This window comes from Pseudomonas sp. SWRI99 (genome assembly GCF_014270125.1).
GTDB classification, from domain to species: Bacteria; Pseudomonadota; Gammaproteobacteria; order Pseudomonadales; family Pseudomonadaceae; genus Aquipseudomonas; species Aquipseudomonas hamedanensis.
In genome coordinates this window covers 84,676-101,751 of the sequence record NZ_JABWQR010000024.1, presented here as the reverse complement: position 1 = coordinate 101,751, position 17,076 = coordinate 84,676, and the positions used below count along the sequence as shown (strand labels likewise).

General features: G+C 60.5%; 19 protein-coding genes and 1 tRNA gene. 5 read left to right on the top strand and 15 right to left on the bottom strand.

The genetic code is table 11. The features are described from left to right. Positions 1 to 23: 23 nt before the first annotated feature. The 11 genes from HU743_RS19695 to HU743_RS19645 all read right to left on the bottom strand — a co-directional run bounded on the left by HU743_RS19695 (position 24) and on the right by HU743_RS19645 (position 7,422). Positions 24 to 350, bottom strand: a complete 327-nt coding sequence (locus tag HU743_RS19695; protein WP_186650686.1) for a type II toxin-antitoxin system RelE/ParE family toxin — start codon at positions 348 to 350, stop codon at positions 24 to 26. Beyond that, positions 283 to 477, bottom strand: a complete 195-nt coding sequence (locus HU743_RS19690) for a stability determinant (protein ID WP_186650684.1) — start codon at positions 475 to 477, stop codon at positions 283 to 285. The genes HU743_RS19695 and HU743_RS19690 overlap by 68 nt, the downstream gene beginning before the upstream one ends. A gap of 259 nt (positions 478 to 736) precedes the next feature. After that, positions 737 to 1,048 carry a type II toxin-antitoxin system RelE/ParE family toxin gene (locus HU743_RS19685; RefSeq protein ID WP_238351763.1) on the bottom strand — a complete coding sequence of 104 codons (312 nt, stop codon included), beginning with the start codon at positions 1,046 to 1,048 and terminating at the stop codon, positions 737 to 739. Continuing rightward, positions 1,011 to 1,205: a stability determinant gene (locus HU743_RS19680; RefSeq protein WP_186650682.1), complete on the bottom strand. Its 195-nt coding sequence runs from the start codon at positions 1,203 to 1,205 to the stop codon at positions 1,011 to 1,013. The genes HU743_RS19685 and HU743_RS19680 overlap by 38 nt, the downstream gene beginning before the upstream one ends. Before the next feature lie 231 nt (positions 1,206 to 1,436). Then, positions 1,437 to 1,655: a hypothetical protein gene (locus tag HU743_RS19675; RefSeq protein WP_186650680.1), complete on the bottom strand. Its 219-nt coding sequence runs from the start codon at positions 1,653 to 1,655 to the stop codon at positions 1,437 to 1,439. 110 nt (positions 1,656 to 1,765) lie between these two features. After that, complete coding sequence (locus tag HU743_RS19670; protein WP_186620070.1) at positions 1,766 to 3,445, bottom strand: MFS transporter; 1,680 nt, start codon at positions 3,443 to 3,445, stop codon at positions 1,766 to 1,768. 178 nt (positions 3,446 to 3,623) lie between these two features. Continuing rightward, on the bottom strand, positions 3,624 to 4,391 hold the full coding sequence (phnE, locus tag HU743_RS19665) for a phosphonate ABC transporter, permease protein PhnE (protein ID WP_186650678.1): 768 nt from the start codon (positions 4,389 to 4,391) through the stop codon (positions 3,624 to 3,626). Further along, complete coding sequence (locus HU743_RS19660) at positions 4,388 to 5,215, bottom strand: ABC transporter permease (RefSeq protein ID WP_186551342.1); 828 nt, start codon at positions 5,213 to 5,215, stop codon at positions 4,388 to 4,390. Before HU743_RS19660 ends, phnE begins: the two co-directional genes overlap by 4 nt. After that, on the bottom strand, positions 5,209 to 6,006 hold the full coding sequence (locus HU743_RS19655; RefSeq protein WP_186650676.1) for an ATP-binding cassette domain-containing protein: 798 nt from the start codon (positions 6,004 to 6,006) through the stop codon (positions 5,209 to 5,211). The genes HU743_RS19660 and HU743_RS19655 overlap by 7 nt, the downstream gene beginning before the upstream one ends. After that, the gene (locus HU743_RS19650) at positions 6,003 to 6,866 is read right to left on the bottom strand and encodes a putative selenate ABC transporter substrate-binding protein (RefSeq protein ID WP_186650674.1); all 864 of its coding nucleotides are present in this window, start codon (positions 6,864 to 6,866) and stop codon (positions 6,003 to 6,005) included. Before HU743_RS19650 ends, HU743_RS19655 begins: the two co-directional genes overlap by 4 nt. 157 nt (positions 6,867 to 7,023) lie before the next feature. Next, positions 7,024 to 7,422: a RidA family protein gene (locus HU743_RS19645; RefSeq protein WP_186650672.1), complete on the bottom strand. Its 399-nt coding sequence runs from the start codon at positions 7,420 to 7,422 to the stop codon at positions 7,024 to 7,026. Positions 7,423 to 7,535: 113 nt separating this feature from the next. Here HU743_RS19645 and HU743_RS19640 point away from each other — a divergent pair, with 113 nt between their 5' ends. Together HU743_RS19640 and HU743_RS19635 are read left to right on the top strand one after the other, a co-directional pair. Then, a complete protein-coding gene (locus HU743_RS19640) occupies positions 7,536 to 8,465 on the top strand; it encodes a LysR family transcriptional regulator (protein ID WP_186650670.1) in 930 nt (309 codons plus the stop codon). Between the two features lie 50 nt (positions 8,466 to 8,515). Continuing rightward, a complete protein-coding gene (locus HU743_RS19635; protein ID WP_186650668.1) occupies positions 8,516 to 9,541 on the top strand; it encodes a GlxA family transcriptional regulator in 1,026 nt (341 codons plus the stop codon). Positions 9,542 to 9,573: 32 nt separating this feature from the next. Here the strand turns inward: HU743_RS19635 and HU743_RS19630 are convergent, their stop codons facing one another. Next, the gene (locus HU743_RS19630) at positions 9,574 to 10,602 is read right to left on the bottom strand and encodes an alpha/beta hydrolase (RefSeq protein WP_186650666.1); all 1,029 of its coding nucleotides are present in this window, start codon (positions 10,600 to 10,602) and stop codon (positions 9,574 to 9,576) included. 317 nt (positions 10,603 to 10,919) lie between these two features. Here HU743_RS19630 and HU743_RS19625 point away from each other — a divergent pair. Further along, positions 10,920 to 10,994 (top strand) — tRNA-Gln (locus HU743_RS19625). 113 nt (positions 10,995 to 11,107) lie between these two features. Here the strand turns inward: HU743_RS19625 and HU743_RS19620 are convergent. Then, on the bottom strand, positions 11,108 to 13,096 hold the full coding sequence (locus HU743_RS19620) for a U32 family peptidase (protein WP_186650664.1): 1,989 nt from the start codon (positions 13,094 to 13,096) through the stop codon (positions 11,108 to 11,110). A 317-nt stretch (positions 13,097 to 13,413) separates the two neighbouring features. Beyond that, positions 13,414 to 13,794 (bottom strand): RidA family protein, encoded by a 381-nt coding sequence (locus HU743_RS19615; protein ID WP_186650662.1) that lies wholly within the window; start codon positions 13,792 to 13,794, stop codon positions 13,414 to 13,416. 222 nt (positions 13,795 to 14,016) lie between these two features. Between HU743_RS19615 and HU743_RS19610 the strand changes: the two genes are divergently transcribed. Both HU743_RS19610 and HU743_RS19605 read left to right on the top strand, forming a co-directional pair. Beyond that, a complete protein-coding gene (locus HU743_RS19610) occupies positions 14,017 to 14,430 on the top strand; it encodes a cupin domain-containing protein (protein ID WP_186650660.1) in 414 nt (137 codons plus the stop codon). A 136-nt stretch (positions 14,431 to 14,566) separates the two neighbouring features. Continuing rightward, a complete protein-coding gene (locus HU743_RS19605; protein ID WP_186650658.1) occupies positions 14,567 to 15,061 on the top strand; it encodes a hypothetical protein in 495 nt (164 codons plus the stop codon). An 85-nt stretch (positions 15,062 to 15,146) separates the two neighbouring features. Here the strand turns inward: HU743_RS19605 and HU743_RS19600 are convergent, their stop codons facing one another. Further along, positions 15,147 to 17,006, bottom strand: coding sequence for an ABC transporter ATP-binding protein (locus tag HU743_RS19600; protein WP_186650656.1), 1,860 nt, complete (start codon positions 17,004 to 17,006; stop codon positions 15,147 to 15,149). Positions 17,007 to 17,076: the final 70 nt, after the last annotated feature.

Genomic DNA, 17,076 nt, shown 5'->3' with positions numbered 1-17,076 from the left:
TTGGCCGCCTTTTTTTAGAGTGTTTATGGATATTTTTTTCGGGCGTGCAACACGGTCAGAATGTTGATGTGGTCTGTCACCCGATAGACCAGTAAATAATTCGAGTTAATGATCATTTCGCGAGTGCCCGGTATTCGACCGGAGCGAAAACCATGCGGTACCCACGAAAGCCTTTGCGCTGCGGCGCTGAGCTTTTGCTGCAGTGCAACTGAAGCGACAGTGTTGCGTTGTTCAACGTATTCGATGATGTCAGCCAGATCTCCAAGAGCCGGTTTACTCCAGTTAACCGGCAGCGCGTCGATTCTTGCGTCTCTCTTCGAGCATCTGATCGACCAGCACCATTGCCTCATCGTGGGGAACAGGCGGCCGTGGATCATCAAGTGCGGCTTGTACCTTGGCGCGATACCAAAGGTCGTAGCTCGCAGCCTCTTCTTCGGTTTCGAAGTCTGAAACGATAAGTGAAAGTTCAGCGCTCATAATGACCTCCATGATCAATGTGCAGCAGTCTAAGGGGGATGTGGGCTCGTTGTCGTCACTGGCAGGACGAGGAACACATCATCCCTGAACAGACCGTTCATATCTGTCAGACGCTTCGCTTGTGATGGGCGTGAAGTCGATCAGGGGTGTAGTTCGATTCTGTAGGAAATTATCACTTTTCATTGGGCTGATATAAGCCTCCAACGCATGACTCAGCGCCAACCCAAGTCGTCATGGGGCGGCCGGTTGGCCGCCTTTTTCAGGTTGAAGGGGTTCGAGGATATTTTTGTCGAGCGTGAAGCACCCTGAGTATGTCGATCTCCCCATTCACCCGATAAATCAGCAGATAGTTCGGATGAACCACCATTTCGCGAGTGCCAGGCACCCGACCGGATCGGTAGCCATGAGGTATGGAAGAAAGTTTTTGCGCTGCGGCAAGGGCTTTGCGTTGCAAGGAAACCGAAGCAATGGAGTTGTGCTGGTCGATGTAATCAATGATGTCAGCCAGTTGACGAATAGCCTTGTAGCTCCATTTAACCCGCAGCGCGGCGTTTCCTGCGGTTTTCTTCAATCATCTGGTCGAGCATCACCATGGCTTCGGTATGGGGAATGCCCGGGTGCGGATCATCAAGTGCTTCCTGTACCTCAGCACGAAACCAAAGGTCATAATCCGCAGCCTCTTCTTCGGTTTCGAAGTCTGAAACGATAAGTGAAAGTTCAGCGCTCATAATGACCCCCATGATCAATGTGCAGCAGTCTAAGGGGGATGTGGGCTCGTTGTCGTCACTGGCAGGACGAGGAACACATCATCCCTGAACAGACCATTCATATCTGTCAGACGCTTCGTTTGTGATGGGCGTGAAGTCGATCAGGGGTGTAGTTCGATTCTGTAGGAAATGAGCTTTTGGTCATCGAGCTGACAGCCGCCGCTCAAAGCAACGGCCACAGCTACGCCGCCTTCAATTGCCGTCCGCCACCTTGCGCTCGATCTCGTCGACCTTGCGCTGCAACTCTTCCGCTTCCTGCTCTTTGACCCGGTTGGAAGAAGGCGTAATGGTCTTGTCCACGCCCTCGGTGCTGCCGTCGCGGTCCTGAAGATCGCGCTCGACCACGTTCACCGGTTTGCCGCTGGCATCGGTGGGCGGGGCGTTGGGGGTTTTGTCGTCATTGGGATTCATGTCGCTGGCCTCCTGTGGGTGTAAATATTGGAGACAGCGCGGCGGCAGACGTTCGAAATTTTTCAGCGCTACGGCCCTCTCCCGAAGGAGAGGGCACAGCGGCGACTTTTTCAGTCTTTGAGAATGTCGCGATCTTTGGTTTCCGGCAAAAAGAACGTGCCGAGGATCGCGGTCGCCACGGCGATCACGATCGGGTACCACAGCCCGTAATAGATATCGCCGGTGGCCGCGACCATGGCGAACGCGACGGTCGGCAGGAAGCCGCCGAACCAGCCATTACCGATGTGGTAGGGCAGCGACATCGAGGTGTAGCGGATACGTGTCGGGAACAACTCGACCAGCCACGCGGCAATCGGGCCATAAACCATGGTCACGTAGATCACCAGGATTGTCAGCAGAAGCAGCAGCATCGGGTAGTTGGCTTTTGCCGGATCGGCTTTTTCCGGATAGCCGGCTTCTTTCAGCGCGCTGCCCAGGCTGGCGGTGAAGGTGTCGTTGCGGGCCTTGAAGTCGGCGGCCGGCAATGCGCTGCCTTCAAAACTCTCGATGACTTTGTCACCGATGCGCACCTGCGCCACAGTCCCCGGCTCGGCCGTGACGTTCTCGTAAGGAATCGCCCGCTTCGCCAGCAGGGTCTTGGCGACGTCGCAGGAACTGGTGAATCGCGCCTTGCCGACCGGGTCGAACTGGAACGAGCACTGGTCCGGGTTGGCGATGACCTTGACCGGGTTTTTCTCTTGCGCGACGAACACGTCAGGGTTGCCGAATTGGGTCAGCGCAGTAAAGATCGGGAAGTACGTCAGTGCCGCCAGCAGGCAGCCGACCATGATGATCGGCTTGCGTCCGATGCGATCAGACAGGCTGCCGAAAATCACGAAAAACGGCGTGCCGATCAGCAACGAACCGGCGATGAGCAGGTTGGCGGTCTGTGGGTCGATCTTCAGCGTCTGCAACAGGAAAAACAACGCGTAAAACTGTCCGGTGTACCAGACCACCGCTTGCCCGGCGGTGCCGCCGAGCAGCGACATGATCACCACTTTGAGGTTGTCCCAACGGGCGAAGGATTCGGTCAGCGGCGCCTTCGAGGCCTTGCCTTCGTCCTTCATTTTCTGGAACACCGGCGACTCGCTCAGTTGCAGGCGGATGTACACCGACACGGCCAGCAGAATGATCGACAGCAGAAACGGAATCCGCCAGCCCCAGGCTTCGAAAGCTTCGGTGCCCAGCGCCGTGCGGCAGGCGAGGATCACCAGCAGCGACATGAACAGACCGAGGGTGGCGGTGGTTTGAATCCACGAGGTAAAGAAACCGCGCCTGTTACGCGGCGCGTGTTCGGCCACGTAGGTCGCGGCGCCGCCGTATTCGCCACCCAAGGCCAGGCCTTGGAGCAGACGCAGGGTAATCAGGATGACCGGTGCCGCCACGCCAATGGTCGCGTAGCCGGGGAGCAGACCGACGATGGCGGTGGACACGCCCATGATGACGATCGTGATCAGGAAGGTGTGCTTGCGTCCGATCATGTCGCCCAGGCGGCCGAACACGATGGCACCGAACGGCCGTACCGCGAAGCCGGCAGCAAAGGCCAGCAGGGCGAAAATGAACGCGGTGGTTTCGTTGACGCCGGCGAAGAAGTGCTTGGCGATGATCGCCGCCAGAGAGCCGTACAGGTAAAAGTCGTACCACTCGAAAACCGTGCCCAGCGAGGAGGCAAAAATGACTTTGCGTTCCTCCTTGGTGATGCCGCCGCTGCGCGGTGGCGTGCCGGTGGATGCTGTGTCGATTGTGGCCATGGGTGTTCTCCGTCGTGCTTATTGTTGTAGGCCGGAGTCCCCCGTTACTGCCTGTCGCACTCTGGCCCGTTGGCATCTGCCGCCATTGCTGTCGCGTGAAGCTTGCACAGTCTGACCGCCTCGCAGGGCTGCAAGGTTTCCTCAAGCATAATCAGCTTTTGCCAGATATCCACTCGGCCTACGCTTTCACCCAACGCTGGCGGCTCCAGGCACTCAACCAGTCGACCAGAAACACCAGTAACAGCATCGCCAGAATCACCGTACTGGCCTGTGCTTCCTGGAACAGGCTCAGGCTGACATAGAGCATCTGCCCCAGGCCGCCGGCGCCGACAAAACCCAGCACGCTGGCCATGCGGATGTTGTTTTCCCAGCGATACAGGCAGTAGGCGAGCAGTTGCGGGGCGAGGTTGGGCAGCGTGCCGTAGCAGAACGCGAGAATCGGATTACCGCCCTGCAAACGGATCGCTTCGGCCGGTTGCGGCGGGGTGTTTTCCAGCGCTTCGGCAAACAACCGACCGAGTACGCCGGTGGTGTGCAGGGCGAGGGCCAGGGTGCCGGCGTTCGGTCCCAGCCCAGCAGCCAGCACCATCAGCGCCGCCCAGACGAGCTCCGGAATCGCCCGCAAGCCGTTGAGCAGCAGGCGCGCCGCGCTTTGCAGTGGCCAGCCGAAACGCCCGGCGGCGGGCAGCGCCAGAACGATACCAAACAGCGCCGCGAGCAGGGTGCCAAGGGCGGACATGGCCAGGGTTTCCAGCGAACCGTGAGCGACGGCTTTCAGGTAACCAGCGCTTAAGTCGGGGCTGAGAAAACGCTGCACATAAGCACCCATCTGCTTGAGGCTGTTGGCGCTGCCCAGCTCGCCGAGATCCAGCTCCAGATAAGCGAAGGAGGCGACCACGGCGACGGCAATGCCGAGGATCAGCAGTATATTGATCAGGCGGCTCATGTCAGTCTCCAGCGCAACAGACGGCTGAGCTGATCGGCGCACAGCACCAGCAGCAAAAACGTCAGCAACATGCTGGCGACTTCACCGCCGGCGAACATGCGGATCGATAAGTCGATTTGCTGGCCCAGACCGCCGGCCCCGACAAAGCCCATCACCACCGACGCGCGGATTGCACATTCCCAGCGATAGACCGTGTACGACAGCAGCTCTGCGGCAACATTGGGCAGCGTGCCGTAGGCGAACGCCGCCAGCCGACCGCTGCCGGCCTGCAGCAAGGCGTGCGCCGGGCGCTGGTCGGTGGATTCGAAAATCTCCGCGTAAACCTTGCCGAGCATGCCGCTGTAAGTGATGGCGATGGCCAACACACCCGCTGCCGGGCCGAGGCCAACCGCTCGCACGAATAACAGCGCCCAGACGATTTCCGGCACGCTGCGCAGGAAGATCAGCAAGCCGCGCACCGGCCAGCGCAGCAAACGCCCGGGCAGGCTCGGCACGCCGCCGCGTGAGGCGGCAGAAAGTGACAACGCGCGGCTGGCGATCAGGCTTGCCGGCACTGCCAGCAGCAAGGCCAGCGCCATGCCCGCCGTGGCAATCGCCAAGGTTTGCAGGGTGGCTTTGAGCAGCAATTGCAGGAACGCTTCATCGTGCGCAGGCGGCCAGAACGCCGAGACGAAACGGCCCATCTCGCTTTGGCTGTCGGCTTGAAACAGCACACCCAGATCGAGTTCACTGAGGAGAATGCCCGGCCACAGCAGGGCAATCGCCAGGACGGTGAGCAGTAATCGCGGCCACGCCGCAGGGTCGCGTGTATCCGTTTTCAGCATCGCGGGATCTGCACAATCAACGGCGCCACCGCAGCGGTTGGCGATTGCAGTTGTTCGTTGGCGTACAGCGCATCGAGCTTGTCGCGGCTGACCTGATCGGAAGGGCAGTCGAAAAGGACCTGCCCGTCGCGCAAACCGATGATCCGTGGGAAGTGCGCCAGCGCCAGTTCCACCGCGTGCAGATTCGCCACCAGCGTCACGTTATGCTCGCGGGCATGGCGCGCCAGGATCGACAGCGTATGCCCGGCCAGCACCGGGTCCATCGCCGAGACCGGCTCGTCGGCCAGCAGAATTTCCGGCGCCTGATACAACACCCGGGCAATACCGACGCGCTGCAATTGCCCGCCAGACAATTGCTGGCAATGGGCGAATAATTTGTCGCCCAGGTCCAGTTGCGCCAGTGCGGCGCGCGCACCGGCCACATCCAGCGGATGTAGCAGATTCAACAGACTTTTGCCCAGGCTCCACTGACCGAGCTTGCCGGCCAGCACCGCGGTGATGACCCGTTGACGCGGCGGAATCGGCGGCGCCTGATGCACCAGGCCGATGCGCGCCCGCAGGCGCTGGCGTTGCCGGGACGACACGTGCCAGGCGCGTTCGCCAAGCACCTCGATCTCTCCGCCGCTGGGCTTCAGCGCGGTTGCCAGCAGGTTGAGCAAACTCGACTTGCCGGCACCGGACGGGCCGATGATCGCGACCTGTTCGCCGACGCCAATCTGCACGTCGATACCGCGAAGGGCTTCGACGCCGTTGGCATGACGCAGGCTGCCTTGGTGAAGGCGTAGGGTCATTTCAGCAGTTCGGCGGCGCGGGCGGCTTCCTCGATGCCCTTGTAGTTGTCGGGCTGGGTGTCGATAAAGCGGCTGGCGGCTTGCAGGTCGAGGATTTTCTTCTGCTCAGGCTTGGCCGGATCGAGGTCGAGGAAGGCCTTTTTGATCTTCGCCGCAAGCGCCGGGTCGAGGGTACCGCGCACGGTCCAGTTGTAATCGAAGTAGGTTGGCGTGGTGGCGAAGACCTTGACCTTGTTGGTGTCGACCTTGCCGGCATCGACCAGCTTCTGCCAGACGCTGGCGTTCAACACACCGGCATCGACCTTGCCGGCCTGGACCCAGGCGACAGTGGCGTCGTGAGCGCCGGAGTAGGCGACGCGACTGAAATAGGCTTCTGGCTTGATGCCGTCATTCTTGAGCATGAAGTAACGCGGCATCAGGCTGCCGGACGTGGAAGAGACGGAACCGAAAGCGAAGGTCTTGCCCTTCAGATCAGCGAGGCTTTTCACGTTCGGGTCGGCGGTGATGAACTTGCTGGTGAACTGCGCATCCTGTTCGCGCTGCACCAACGGGATTACCGGGGTGGTCGCGTCAGTCTTCAAACGTGCCTGGACAAAAGTGAAACCGCCGAGCCAGGCCATGTCGAGGCGATCGGTGGCCAGGGCTTCAACCACCGCCGGGTAATCGGCAACGGGTACGAACTGCACCTTCATGCCCAGTTGCTGCTCAAGATAGGCACCCAGCGGTTCGAACTTGCGCAGCAGCTCGGTCGGGGCTTCGTCGGGAATCGCGCTGACGCGCAACACATCAGCGGCTTGCGTCATCAGGGCAGAAAAGGACAGCGCCAGACCGGCGGTGAGGGCGAGGGTACGCTTGAACATAGAATTCTCCGTTTCGTAAGCGTCAACATTCGAAGGGCCACCGGTAGTTAACGGCGCGCCACGTCAGGGTAGACGAAACGGCGAGGTTATACGCATTCGCGAGGAGATTGGCCAGCCTCCGTGCCGGCGCGTTGTGTCTGTTTATGTGCTGTACCGGTCAGACCGCTTCGGGCAGTTTCGCAATCACCTTGATTTCAAAATCGAAACCCGCCAGCCAGGTCACGCCGACAGCGGTGACAGTCGGGAACGGTGCTTCGCCCCAGAACTCCGGCACCACACTCCAGATCGTTTCGAACGTCGACTGCGGATCGACCATGAACACCGTGACATCCACTGCATCATCGAAGCTGCAACCAGCCTCAGCGAGAATTGCATTGAGGTTATTAAAAGCCGTGCGCACCTGATCACGCAGATCTGCCTCGGGTGAACCGTCCTCCCGGCTGCCGACTTGTCCCGAGACAAACAGAAAGCCGTTGGAGCGAATCGCCGGCGAATAGCGGTGGCGCTCGTAAAGAGCATGGCGTGCTGGTGGGAAAACAACGTCGCGCTTGGACATGGCATAATTCCATCAGGGGGTTGATGGGGTGACTTTAGGTATTTGCAGTCGCGTGATAAACGCGCAAGCTTGGCGTTCACTGTTTGTTATTCCCAAACAATCGAGGGGCGCGAATGGACCGGTTCGATGCGATGCAGGCCTTTGCCCGGGTGGTCGAGGCGGGCAGTTTCACCAAAGCCGCCGAGACCTTGCACATGAGCAAGACCACCGTTACCCAACTGGTGCAGCAACTGGAGGCCCGCTTGCGGGTCAGGTTGCTCAATCGCACCACGCGCAAAGTCAACGTCACCGCCGACGGCGCGGCGTATTACGAGCGGGTGATCAAGCTGCTGGCCGATCTGGACGACGCCGAAACCAGCCTGCCCGGCGCTGCAGCACTGCCGCGGGGGCGCTTGCGGGTCGACGTACCGAGCCCGTTCGCGCGGCTGATTCTCGTGCCGGCCTTGCCAGCGTTTCATGCACGCTATCCGGATATCCAGATCGACATGGGCGTCAGCGACCGCATCGTCGACATCATTGATGAAAACGTCGATTGCGTGGTGCGCGGCGGCGAACTGCTCGACCAATCGTTGATGGCGCGCAAGGTCGCTGATCTGCCATTGGGCGTGTTTGCCGCGCCAGCGTATCTGGCTCGCGAGGGCACGCCGGCGCATCCGCTGGAACTGGAAGACTCCCATCACCGCGTGGTCGCTTTTCTCTGGGCACGCACGGGCAAACCCGTGCCCTATGCCTTGCACAACGGTACTGAGCGATTGCAAATCAAAGGCCGCCACGTGCTCGCGGTCGACGACGGCAACGCCTACCTCGCGGCGGGCCTCGCCGGGTTGGGCGTGCTGTGGTTGCCCACGTACATGTCTGACGCGCCTGTGGCAAACGGGGAATTGCTGCCGCTATTCGAAGACTGGCAGCTTGAACCGATGCCCCTTTACATCGCCTACCCGCCGAACCGGCATGTCAGCCTCAAGTTGCGGGTGTTTATTGATTGGGTGGTGGAGTTGATGGCGCTGCGAGTGCCGGTTGTGACGCGCCAGTCACTGGCATGATTGACTCCGGCGCATATCCGGCCAACTATCGACGGATAACAACACCATCGATGGACCCGACCTTGATCGAACGACGTCAATTCAGCGGAGGCATGAAGGGCAAAAACCTCCGCTATCTGAATGAGCAGGACACCGCCAGCAGCGGTGTGACCCGCACCGGTTTTTTGCTCCTCGAACATTTTTCGCTACCGGCCTTCACCCAGGCACTGGACACGGTGGTCACCACCAACCTGTTGCGTCCGGGGCTTTTCTCGTCGCGCACTTTCGGCCTGGGCGACGGCGAGGTGATCAGCGATCTGGGTCTGGTCATCCGCCCCGATGCCCGTCTGGATTCTGCTGCGCTTCACGAGCTGGATCTGCTGGTGGTCTGCGGTGGTTATCGCACCGAGCTGCGCGCCAGCGACGAATTCATCGGCTTGCTCAAGTCCGCAGCGGAGCGGGGCGTGAGCCTCGCCGGTTTGTGGAACGGTTCGTGGTTTCTCGGTCGCGCCGGTTTGCTCGACGGCTATCGCTGCGCAATCCACCCGGAACATCGCCCGGCGCTCACCGAGATCGCCAAGAGCACCCACGTCAGCAGCGAACCCTACGTCATTGATCGCGACCGCCTCACCGCCTCCAGCCCGTCCGGGGCGTTCCACATGGCGCTCGACTGGATCAAGGGCTTGCATGGCAAAGCGTTGGTCGAGGGCATTGAAGACATTCTGGCCTTCGAGGAGTCGCGCTACCGGCGGATCAAACCGGACGAAAACATCTGCGTCAGCGCGCCGTTGCGTGAAGTGATCAAGCTGATGGATGCCAACCTCGAAGAGCCGCTGGAACTGGAACAACTGGCGGTCTACGCCGGGCGCTCGCGGCGTCAGCTGGAGCGCCTGTTCAAGGAGCAACTGGGCACCACGCCGCAGCGCTATTACCTGGAGCTGCGCATCACCGAAGCGCGGCGCCTGCTGCAACACACTGAACTGTCGCAGGTGGAAGTGCTGGTGGCCTGCGGATTCGTCTCGCCGAGCCATTTCAGCAAGTGCTACAGCTCATACTTCGGTTATCGCCCGTCGAAAGAAAAACGACTGGTCAAATAGACCCCGCCGTTTTTGCCCTTGAGGATTTTTCTTCAGAGGTGATCGGCATCCACCACAGCCTGGGCGAACGCTTTCGGAGCCTCTTGAGGCAAATTATGCCCAACCCCACCCTCGATCAACCGGAACTGATATTTGCCGGTAAAACGCTTCGCATAATCCTCAGGCTTGGGGTGCGGCGCACCGTTAGCGTCGCCCTCAAGGGTGATGGTCGGCACGCTGATTGACGGCGCGGTGGCGAGTTTCTGTTCCAGCGCTGCGTATTTCGCCTCGCCCTGAACCAGACCGAGCCGCCAGCGATAGTTGAACACGGTGATGTCGACGTGATCGGGGTTCTGCAAGGCCTTGGCGCTGCGGTCGAAGGTCGCGTCATCGAACTTCCACTGTGGCGAAGCGAGTTGCCAGATCAATTTGGCGAAGTCATGGGTGTTTTTCTCGTAGCCGGCGCGGCCCCGGTCGGTGGCGAAGTAGAACTGATACCACCATTGCAGTTCCGCTGCGGGCGGCAACGGGTTCTGCCCGGCAGCCTGATTGCCGATCAGATAACCGCTGACGGCCACCAGCGCCTTCACCCGTTCCGGCCAGAGCGCCGCGACGATGTCGGCCGAACGGGCGCCCCAGTCATAACCGCCGAGCACCGCTTGCTTGATCTTCAGCGCATCCATGAAGTCGATGACGTCGCTGGCCAGCGCCGCCGGTTGGCCGTTGCGCAGGGTGTCTTTGGAGAGGAAGTGCGTATCGCCATAACCGCGCGCATACGGCATCAACACCCGATAACCCTTGGCTGCGAGTAACGGCGCGACGTCGTCGTAGCTGTGAATGTCGTACGGCCATCCGTGCAGCAGGATGACCACCGGGCCATCGGCGGGGCCGGTTTCGGCGTAAGCCACGTCAAGCACGCCGGCCTTGACGTGTTTCAGCGGGCCGAACGGCGAGGGCGTGGTGTAGCTGACGGCCGCCGGTTCAACGGTTTGCGCCTGGACGGCGCTGATTGAACCGAACAGCGACAAGGCCAGCATCGATAAACCGACAGCGGTTTTACGCAAGGGTTGAGCCTTTTTCATGATGACGTCTCCTGCAATTATTGGGTCAGGGGGCTGGACGAGACCCTTGAAACCTTGGCTGCATTGGAGCGCGCAGACGTATCCGCCATGTGTCGAGGGACGGCCATTTTGCAAGGCGTTGTACGGCAGAGGGGCGCGTACACAGTGTGATACACGAGGCGAAGAGGGCATGGCCGCTGCCCGGTTTTCGGCAAAAATAATAAGTCGCTGTTTTAAAACAAAAAATATTTCATTTCGGGCTTCCCAAACGAAATGAATGTTGATAAATTGCGCCCCGTTCTCACAGCGATCTTCTAGGAGTCGCTGGACAGAGCTACAGGGGCGTCGCCAAGCGGTAAGGCAGCAGGTTTTGATCCTGCCATGCGTTGGTTCGAATCCAGCCGCCCCTGCCATCTATTAAGAAACGCCAACTTCGCAAGAAGTTGGCGTTTTTTTATGCCTGCGATTCGCTCAGGCAGAGCGGGGCAGGCGTGCGCGATGCCGAAGCACCGCGCACGCCGTTCACTCAGTGCGGTGCGCGCGGGATGGTTTTCATCAAGTCTTCGGGGCTGATGTGGCCGACCACGCTGCCCGGTTGCGGCAGATTGAGGATATGGCCTTTCATTTTGCCGATGATGTGCATCTCGCACGGCTTGCAGTCGAATTTCAACGTCAGTACCTCGTCGCCGTGGATCAACTGCATCGGGGCGACCTTGGTACGTACGCCGGTCACGCCTTTGGCCTGCTTCGGGCACAGGTTGAAGGAGAAGCGCAGGCAGTGCTTGGTGATCATCACCGGCACTTCGCCCGGTTCTTCGTGCGCTTCATAGGCCGCGTCGATCAGCTTGACGCCGTGGCGGTGATAGAAGTCGCGCGCCTTCTGGTTGTAGACGTTGGCGAGGAAGGTCAGGTGCGAATCCGGGTACACCGGCGGCGGGCTGGTTTCGGCTTTGCGGCTGCCTCGCGGGTGGGCGGCAACACGCGCGGCCGTCAGCGCTTCGATCACTTCGCGGCGCAGGGCCTTGAGCTGCGAGTTGGGGACGAAGAACGCTTGCGGCGCATCGAGTTTGACGTCGGTGGCGTGGTACTGGGTGGTACCGAGCTGGCCGAGCAGGTCGCGCAGTTGTTCCAGCGCCTGTTCCGGTTTGTTGGCGACGCCAAACGGTCCGTTGAGGCTGACGCTGGCGCTGATGCCTTCCTCGCTGGTTGCGGTCACTTCCAGCTGATCTTCACGCAGACGGGCAACCCAGCTCAGGGCCACGCGACGTTCCGACGAGGTCTTTTGCAGCGCCTGTTGCCAGTTGTGATCGAGGTTGCGATTCAACGGGTGGTTCGGCCGCAGCTTGAACAGGCCTTCGGGCATTTCGTTCGGCTCGACGCGATAGCGGTAGCGCTTCTCGCCGTCTTCTTCGAACTCGCCTTTGGCCTCAGCAATGTTGGCGCGGAAACCGACCACTTCGCGTTTGACCAGCACGTTCAGGCCGTCACCGTTGGACAGTGGTTCTTGGGTCACGACCTGCATGTCACGCTTGCCGACTTTTTCCACCGTACCGACCGGCAGGCCGGTAAAGGTTGGCGAGTCGAAAGCGCCGATGTCGATCTTGCGATCAGTGACGAAGTAATCGGTGCTGCCGCGGTGGAAGGTTTTTTCCGGGTCGGGCATGAAGAAATGCACGGTGCGGCCGCTGGAGGCGCGGGCCAGGTCCGGGCGATCTTCGAGCACATCGTCGAGGCGCTGGCGGTAATAGGCCGTGATGTTCTTCACATAGCCCATGTCCTTGTAGCGACCTTCGATCTTGAACGAACGCACACCGGCTTCAACCAGCGCACGAATGTTCGCGCTCTGGTTGTTGTCCTTCATCGACAGCAGGTGCTTTTCGTAGGCGATCACGCCACCTTTTTCGTCTTTGAGGGTGTACGGCAAGCGGCACGCCTGGGAGCAGTCGCCACGGTTGGCACTGCGCCCGGTCTGCGCGTGGGAAATGTTGCATTGGCCGGAGAAGGCCACGCACAACGCGCCATGAATGAAGAATTCGATGGCCGCGTCGGTTTCATCGGCGATGGCACGGATTTCCTGCAGGTTCAGCTCGCGGGCCAGTACCAGTTGCGAAAAGCCGGCCTGATCAAGGAACTTCGCTCGCTCGAGCGTGCGGATGTCGGTCTGGGTCGAGGCGTGCAGTTCGATGGGCGGAATGTCCAGTTCCATTACGCCCAGGTCCTGGACGATCAGCGCATCGACGCCGGCGTCGTACAACTGATGGATCAGCTTGCGCGCCGGCTCCAGTTCGTTGTCGTGCAGGATGGTGTTGATGGTGGTGAAAATCCGCGCATGGTAGCGGCGGGCGAACTCCACCAGATCGGCGATTTCACCGACTTCGTTGCAGGCGTTGTGGCGCGCGCCGAAGCTCGGGCCGCCGATGTACACGGCGTCGGCGCCATGCAGGATCGCCTCACGGGCGATGGCAACATCGCGGGCAGGGCTGAGCAATTCCAGATGATGCTTGGGCAAGGACATAGTTTTTTTAGTCAGGCAGTCACGGTCAGGCGCGCATTCTACTCGCGAAATGCACGGCGGGCACGCATGCGCTGCCCGATGGCGAAAGCCATGCTCAGTTGGCATCGGTCGGCATGGGCCAGGGACCCGTGTCGCTCGGACGAATGCCATCTGTCAGCGACAGATGTGCTGCCTGACCCGGCGCTTTCGCGGGCAAGCCCGCTCCCACAGTTTTTCGGGGTGTCAGGCAGTTTTGTGGATGGCGACAGTCCCTGTGGGAGCGAGCCTGCTCGCGAAGGGGCCATGTCAGGCGACAAATCTGCTCACAGGCTGAACAATCAGGCCTTGGCCGCCATTGCCGTCACTTCCACACGCATCCCCTCGACAGCCAGCGACGCCACGCCCACCGCCGCACGCACCGGCCATGGTTTGGCGAAGAAACGCTGGTAAACCTCATTGAACGCGGCGCGATCGGCCATGTCGGTGAGGTAGATGGTCAGGTGCATGACCCGGTCCATCGAACTGCCGGCGCGCTCCAGAGCGACTTTCAATGCTTGCAGTGTGCATTCGCTTTGCGCGGTGATATCGCCCAGTTCCAGACTGCCGTCGGCGCGGGTCGGGATCTGCGTAGAGACCATGATTCCGCCGAAGGTGGCAACGTCGGAAGAAATCGAGTCAGCGTCCGGATCGGGCGTGAACGTGATGTCTGGAGTGGTCATGGTGGTCCCTTTGAACAAGTTGAGAGCGCGCCAGTTTACAGATTCCATGACGACATGGCCTGCCTGGCAGCGCTTGAGTAAAACTGTGAAGCATTTGTATGAGCGTGTATCAATCCCGCCCGGGTATACACCGCAATAATCAACGCGGTATTCCGGACACATCCCGCGTACATGCCGTGCTCAAAGTAGGGCCACAACCACTACGTTTGAGAGGGTACTACCATGAATCGTCCACTGTTTCTCGCCACCGCTGCTGTCTTCGCTTGTCTGATCGGCTCGGCACAGGCCGCTGACAGCGGGGCCATGAGCTGGCAGAAGGGGCTGAGCCGCACGGACCTGGTGCGCCAGGACGTGGGCGCGGTCGACAGCGAAGTGATCCAGGCGCGGATCGATTTCGAACCGGGTGTCACTTCGCCGAGACACGCCCACCCAGGCGTGGAAATCGCGCACGTGCTCAGCGGCACGTTCGAATACCAACTGGAAGGCCGTGCGCCGGTGATCCTCAAGGCCGGTGAGTCGTTGTTGATTCCACAAGGCGTGGCGCATGTGGCGAAAAACGTCGGCAGCGACAAGGCCTCGGAACTGGCCACTTACGTCGTCAAAAAGGGCGAACCGGTGCTGATTCTCAAGCCCTGAATCGGATGGCCGCATGATCGGGATTGTGAATGGCTGCTCGGGCATCGCCTGGGCAGCCTCCATCCGTCGCCTCGCTTGAACTGTATCGGCGTTGTCGCGTCTTAATTTCGCGATATCAACCTTTATGGAAGCAATCATGCTTTTAAAGAACAAGAGTCTCGTTGCTGTAATGTCCTGCGCCCTGATGCTTGCAGCCGCGCCTCTTCTGCCTGCCGACCTGTCCGTGATGGGTTCGGCATACGCCAAAGACGGTGGCGGCGGCGGTAACGGTGGCGGCGGTGGTGGTAATGGTGGTGGCAACGGTGGCGGTAACGGCGGTGGCAATGGCGGCGGCAACGCTGGCGGTCGCGGCGGCTCAAGCCACTCCGGCGATGCCGGCAGCAATCGTGGCGGAATGAGCAGCGACCCCGCCGGGAAAGCCGTTCGCGATCACGGCCTGAGTGGCAATCACTACGGCGGTGACAAGAATGCGAACAGCAATGGCCACGGTTCGACCACCTCTGCAGTCGCCAACTCCCGAGACACTCGCGGCATCAGCAAAGCCCGGGCCATCTCGACGACCACGCCGGGCGATCACAACGCCAAAGGCTTGAGCAATGCGGGCTCCTCGGTGTCGAAGAAGTCCCACTGAGTTCCAGCATGAAAAAACAAAGCCCTGACTTGTCAGGGCTTTGTTGTATGGGCGAACCGCAAAGACCGTTACGGTCCGCCGGCGATCAGGCCTGTTCCAGCGTCTCGGTCAGCCCCTGATCCTCGCCCAGGAAGCCGCCACTCTGGTGCTGCCAGAGCCGTGCATAGGTGCCGTTCTTTTCCAGCAATTGGGCGTGGGTGCCTTGCTCGATGATGCGCCCTTCATCCATGACAATCAGGCGATCCATGGCCGCAATCGTCGACAATCGATGGGCGATGGCGATGACCGTCTTGCCCTTCATCATCTCATCGAGACTTTCCTGAATCGCGACTTCGACTTCGGAGTCCAGCGCGCTGGTGGCCTCGTCGAGTAACAGAATCGGCGCGTTCTTGAGCATCACCCGGGCGATGGCGATACGTTGGCGCTGGCCTCCCGAAAGCTTGATGCCGCGCTCACCCACCAGGGTGTCGTAACCGTTGTGGCCTTGTTTGTCGCTCAGTTGGCTGATGAAACCGTCGGCCTGGGCATGTGCGGCGGCGCGGCGGATTTGTTCGTCGGTTGCATCCGGGCGGCCATAGGCGATGTTGTCGCGAATCGAACGGTGCAGCAGGGACGTGTCTTGCGTGACCATGCCGATTACGCTGCGCAGGCTGTCTTGCGTGACGTGCGCGATATTTTGCCCATCGATGCGGATCTCGCCGCTGTTCACGTCATAGAATCGCAGCAACAGGTTGATCAGGGTCGATTTGCCCGCACCGGAACGGCCGACCAGGCCGATTTTTTCCCCGGCACGAATGTTCAGGCTCAAACCATCGAGCACCTGGCGTTCACCGTTGTAGTTGAAGCTGACGTTATCGAACGTCACTGCGCCGCCCGCCGGCACCAATACCTTGGCGTCCGGCGCATCCTGCACTTTCGGGCCGCGGGTCAAGGTGTCCATGCCGTCCTGCACGGTGCCGATGTTCTCGAACAGTGAAGTCATCTGCCACATGATCCAGTGCGACATGCCGTTGATGCGCAACGCCATCGCCGTGATTGCCGCCACGGCACCCGTGCCGACCTGGCCCTGGTGCCACAGCCACAGGGCGTAGCCGCCAGCGCCAAGAATCAGCCCGACCACCAGGGCCTGATTGACGATCTCGAACTGGCTGACCAGCCGCATCTGGCGAAATCCGGTGAGCTTGAAATCTTCCATGGCCGCGCGCGCAAAGTGCGCTTCACGTTTGGAATGGGAGAACAGTTTCACCGTGGTGATGTTGGTGTAGGCGTCGGCAATGCGCCCGGTCATCGACGAGCGTGCATCGGCCTGTTCCTGGCCGACCTGGCCCAGGCGCGGTACGAAATACAGCATCGCCAGGCCGAACAGCACGATCCAGGCAAGAAACGGCAGCATGAGCTTGAGCGCGAAGCCGCCGGCCAGAGCGATGATCGCAATGAAATAAACGCCAATGCCGGGCAGGATCTCGATCAGCGTGAACAGCACTTCGCGCACGGCCAGCGCTGTCTGCATCACCTTGGTCGTGACCCGGCCGGAAAATTCATCGGAGAAGAACGACAGGCTTTGTCGCAGCATCAATCGATGGAAATCCCAGCGCAGGCGCAGCGGCAGATTGATCGCCAGGATCTGGTGCTGCACCATCGTGCGCAGCGCCACCAGCCCGATGCTGACAACCAGCACAATGCCGATGCCCCACAGCACACGGCTTTCCTCGTCGCTCGCCGCGCCCCCGGTCTGCCAGGTCGACAGCAGATCGACCACTTGCCCGAGAAAGGAAAACAGCCAGGCCTCGTAGATGGACACGCTGGCGCTGAGCAGGGCGAAGACAAGAATGTAGCGGCGCGCACCGCGCGTACAGGCCCACAGAAACTGGAACAGACCGACTGGCGGTGGTGGGGCCTCGTCGGGAGGAAAGGGGTCAAGCCTTTGTTCAAACAGGCGAAGCATCGTGGTCTCCGAAATGATCAGGGCAGGAAAATGCTGCCATTTAACGGTTGCCTTGAGGGGTTGCAGGTTG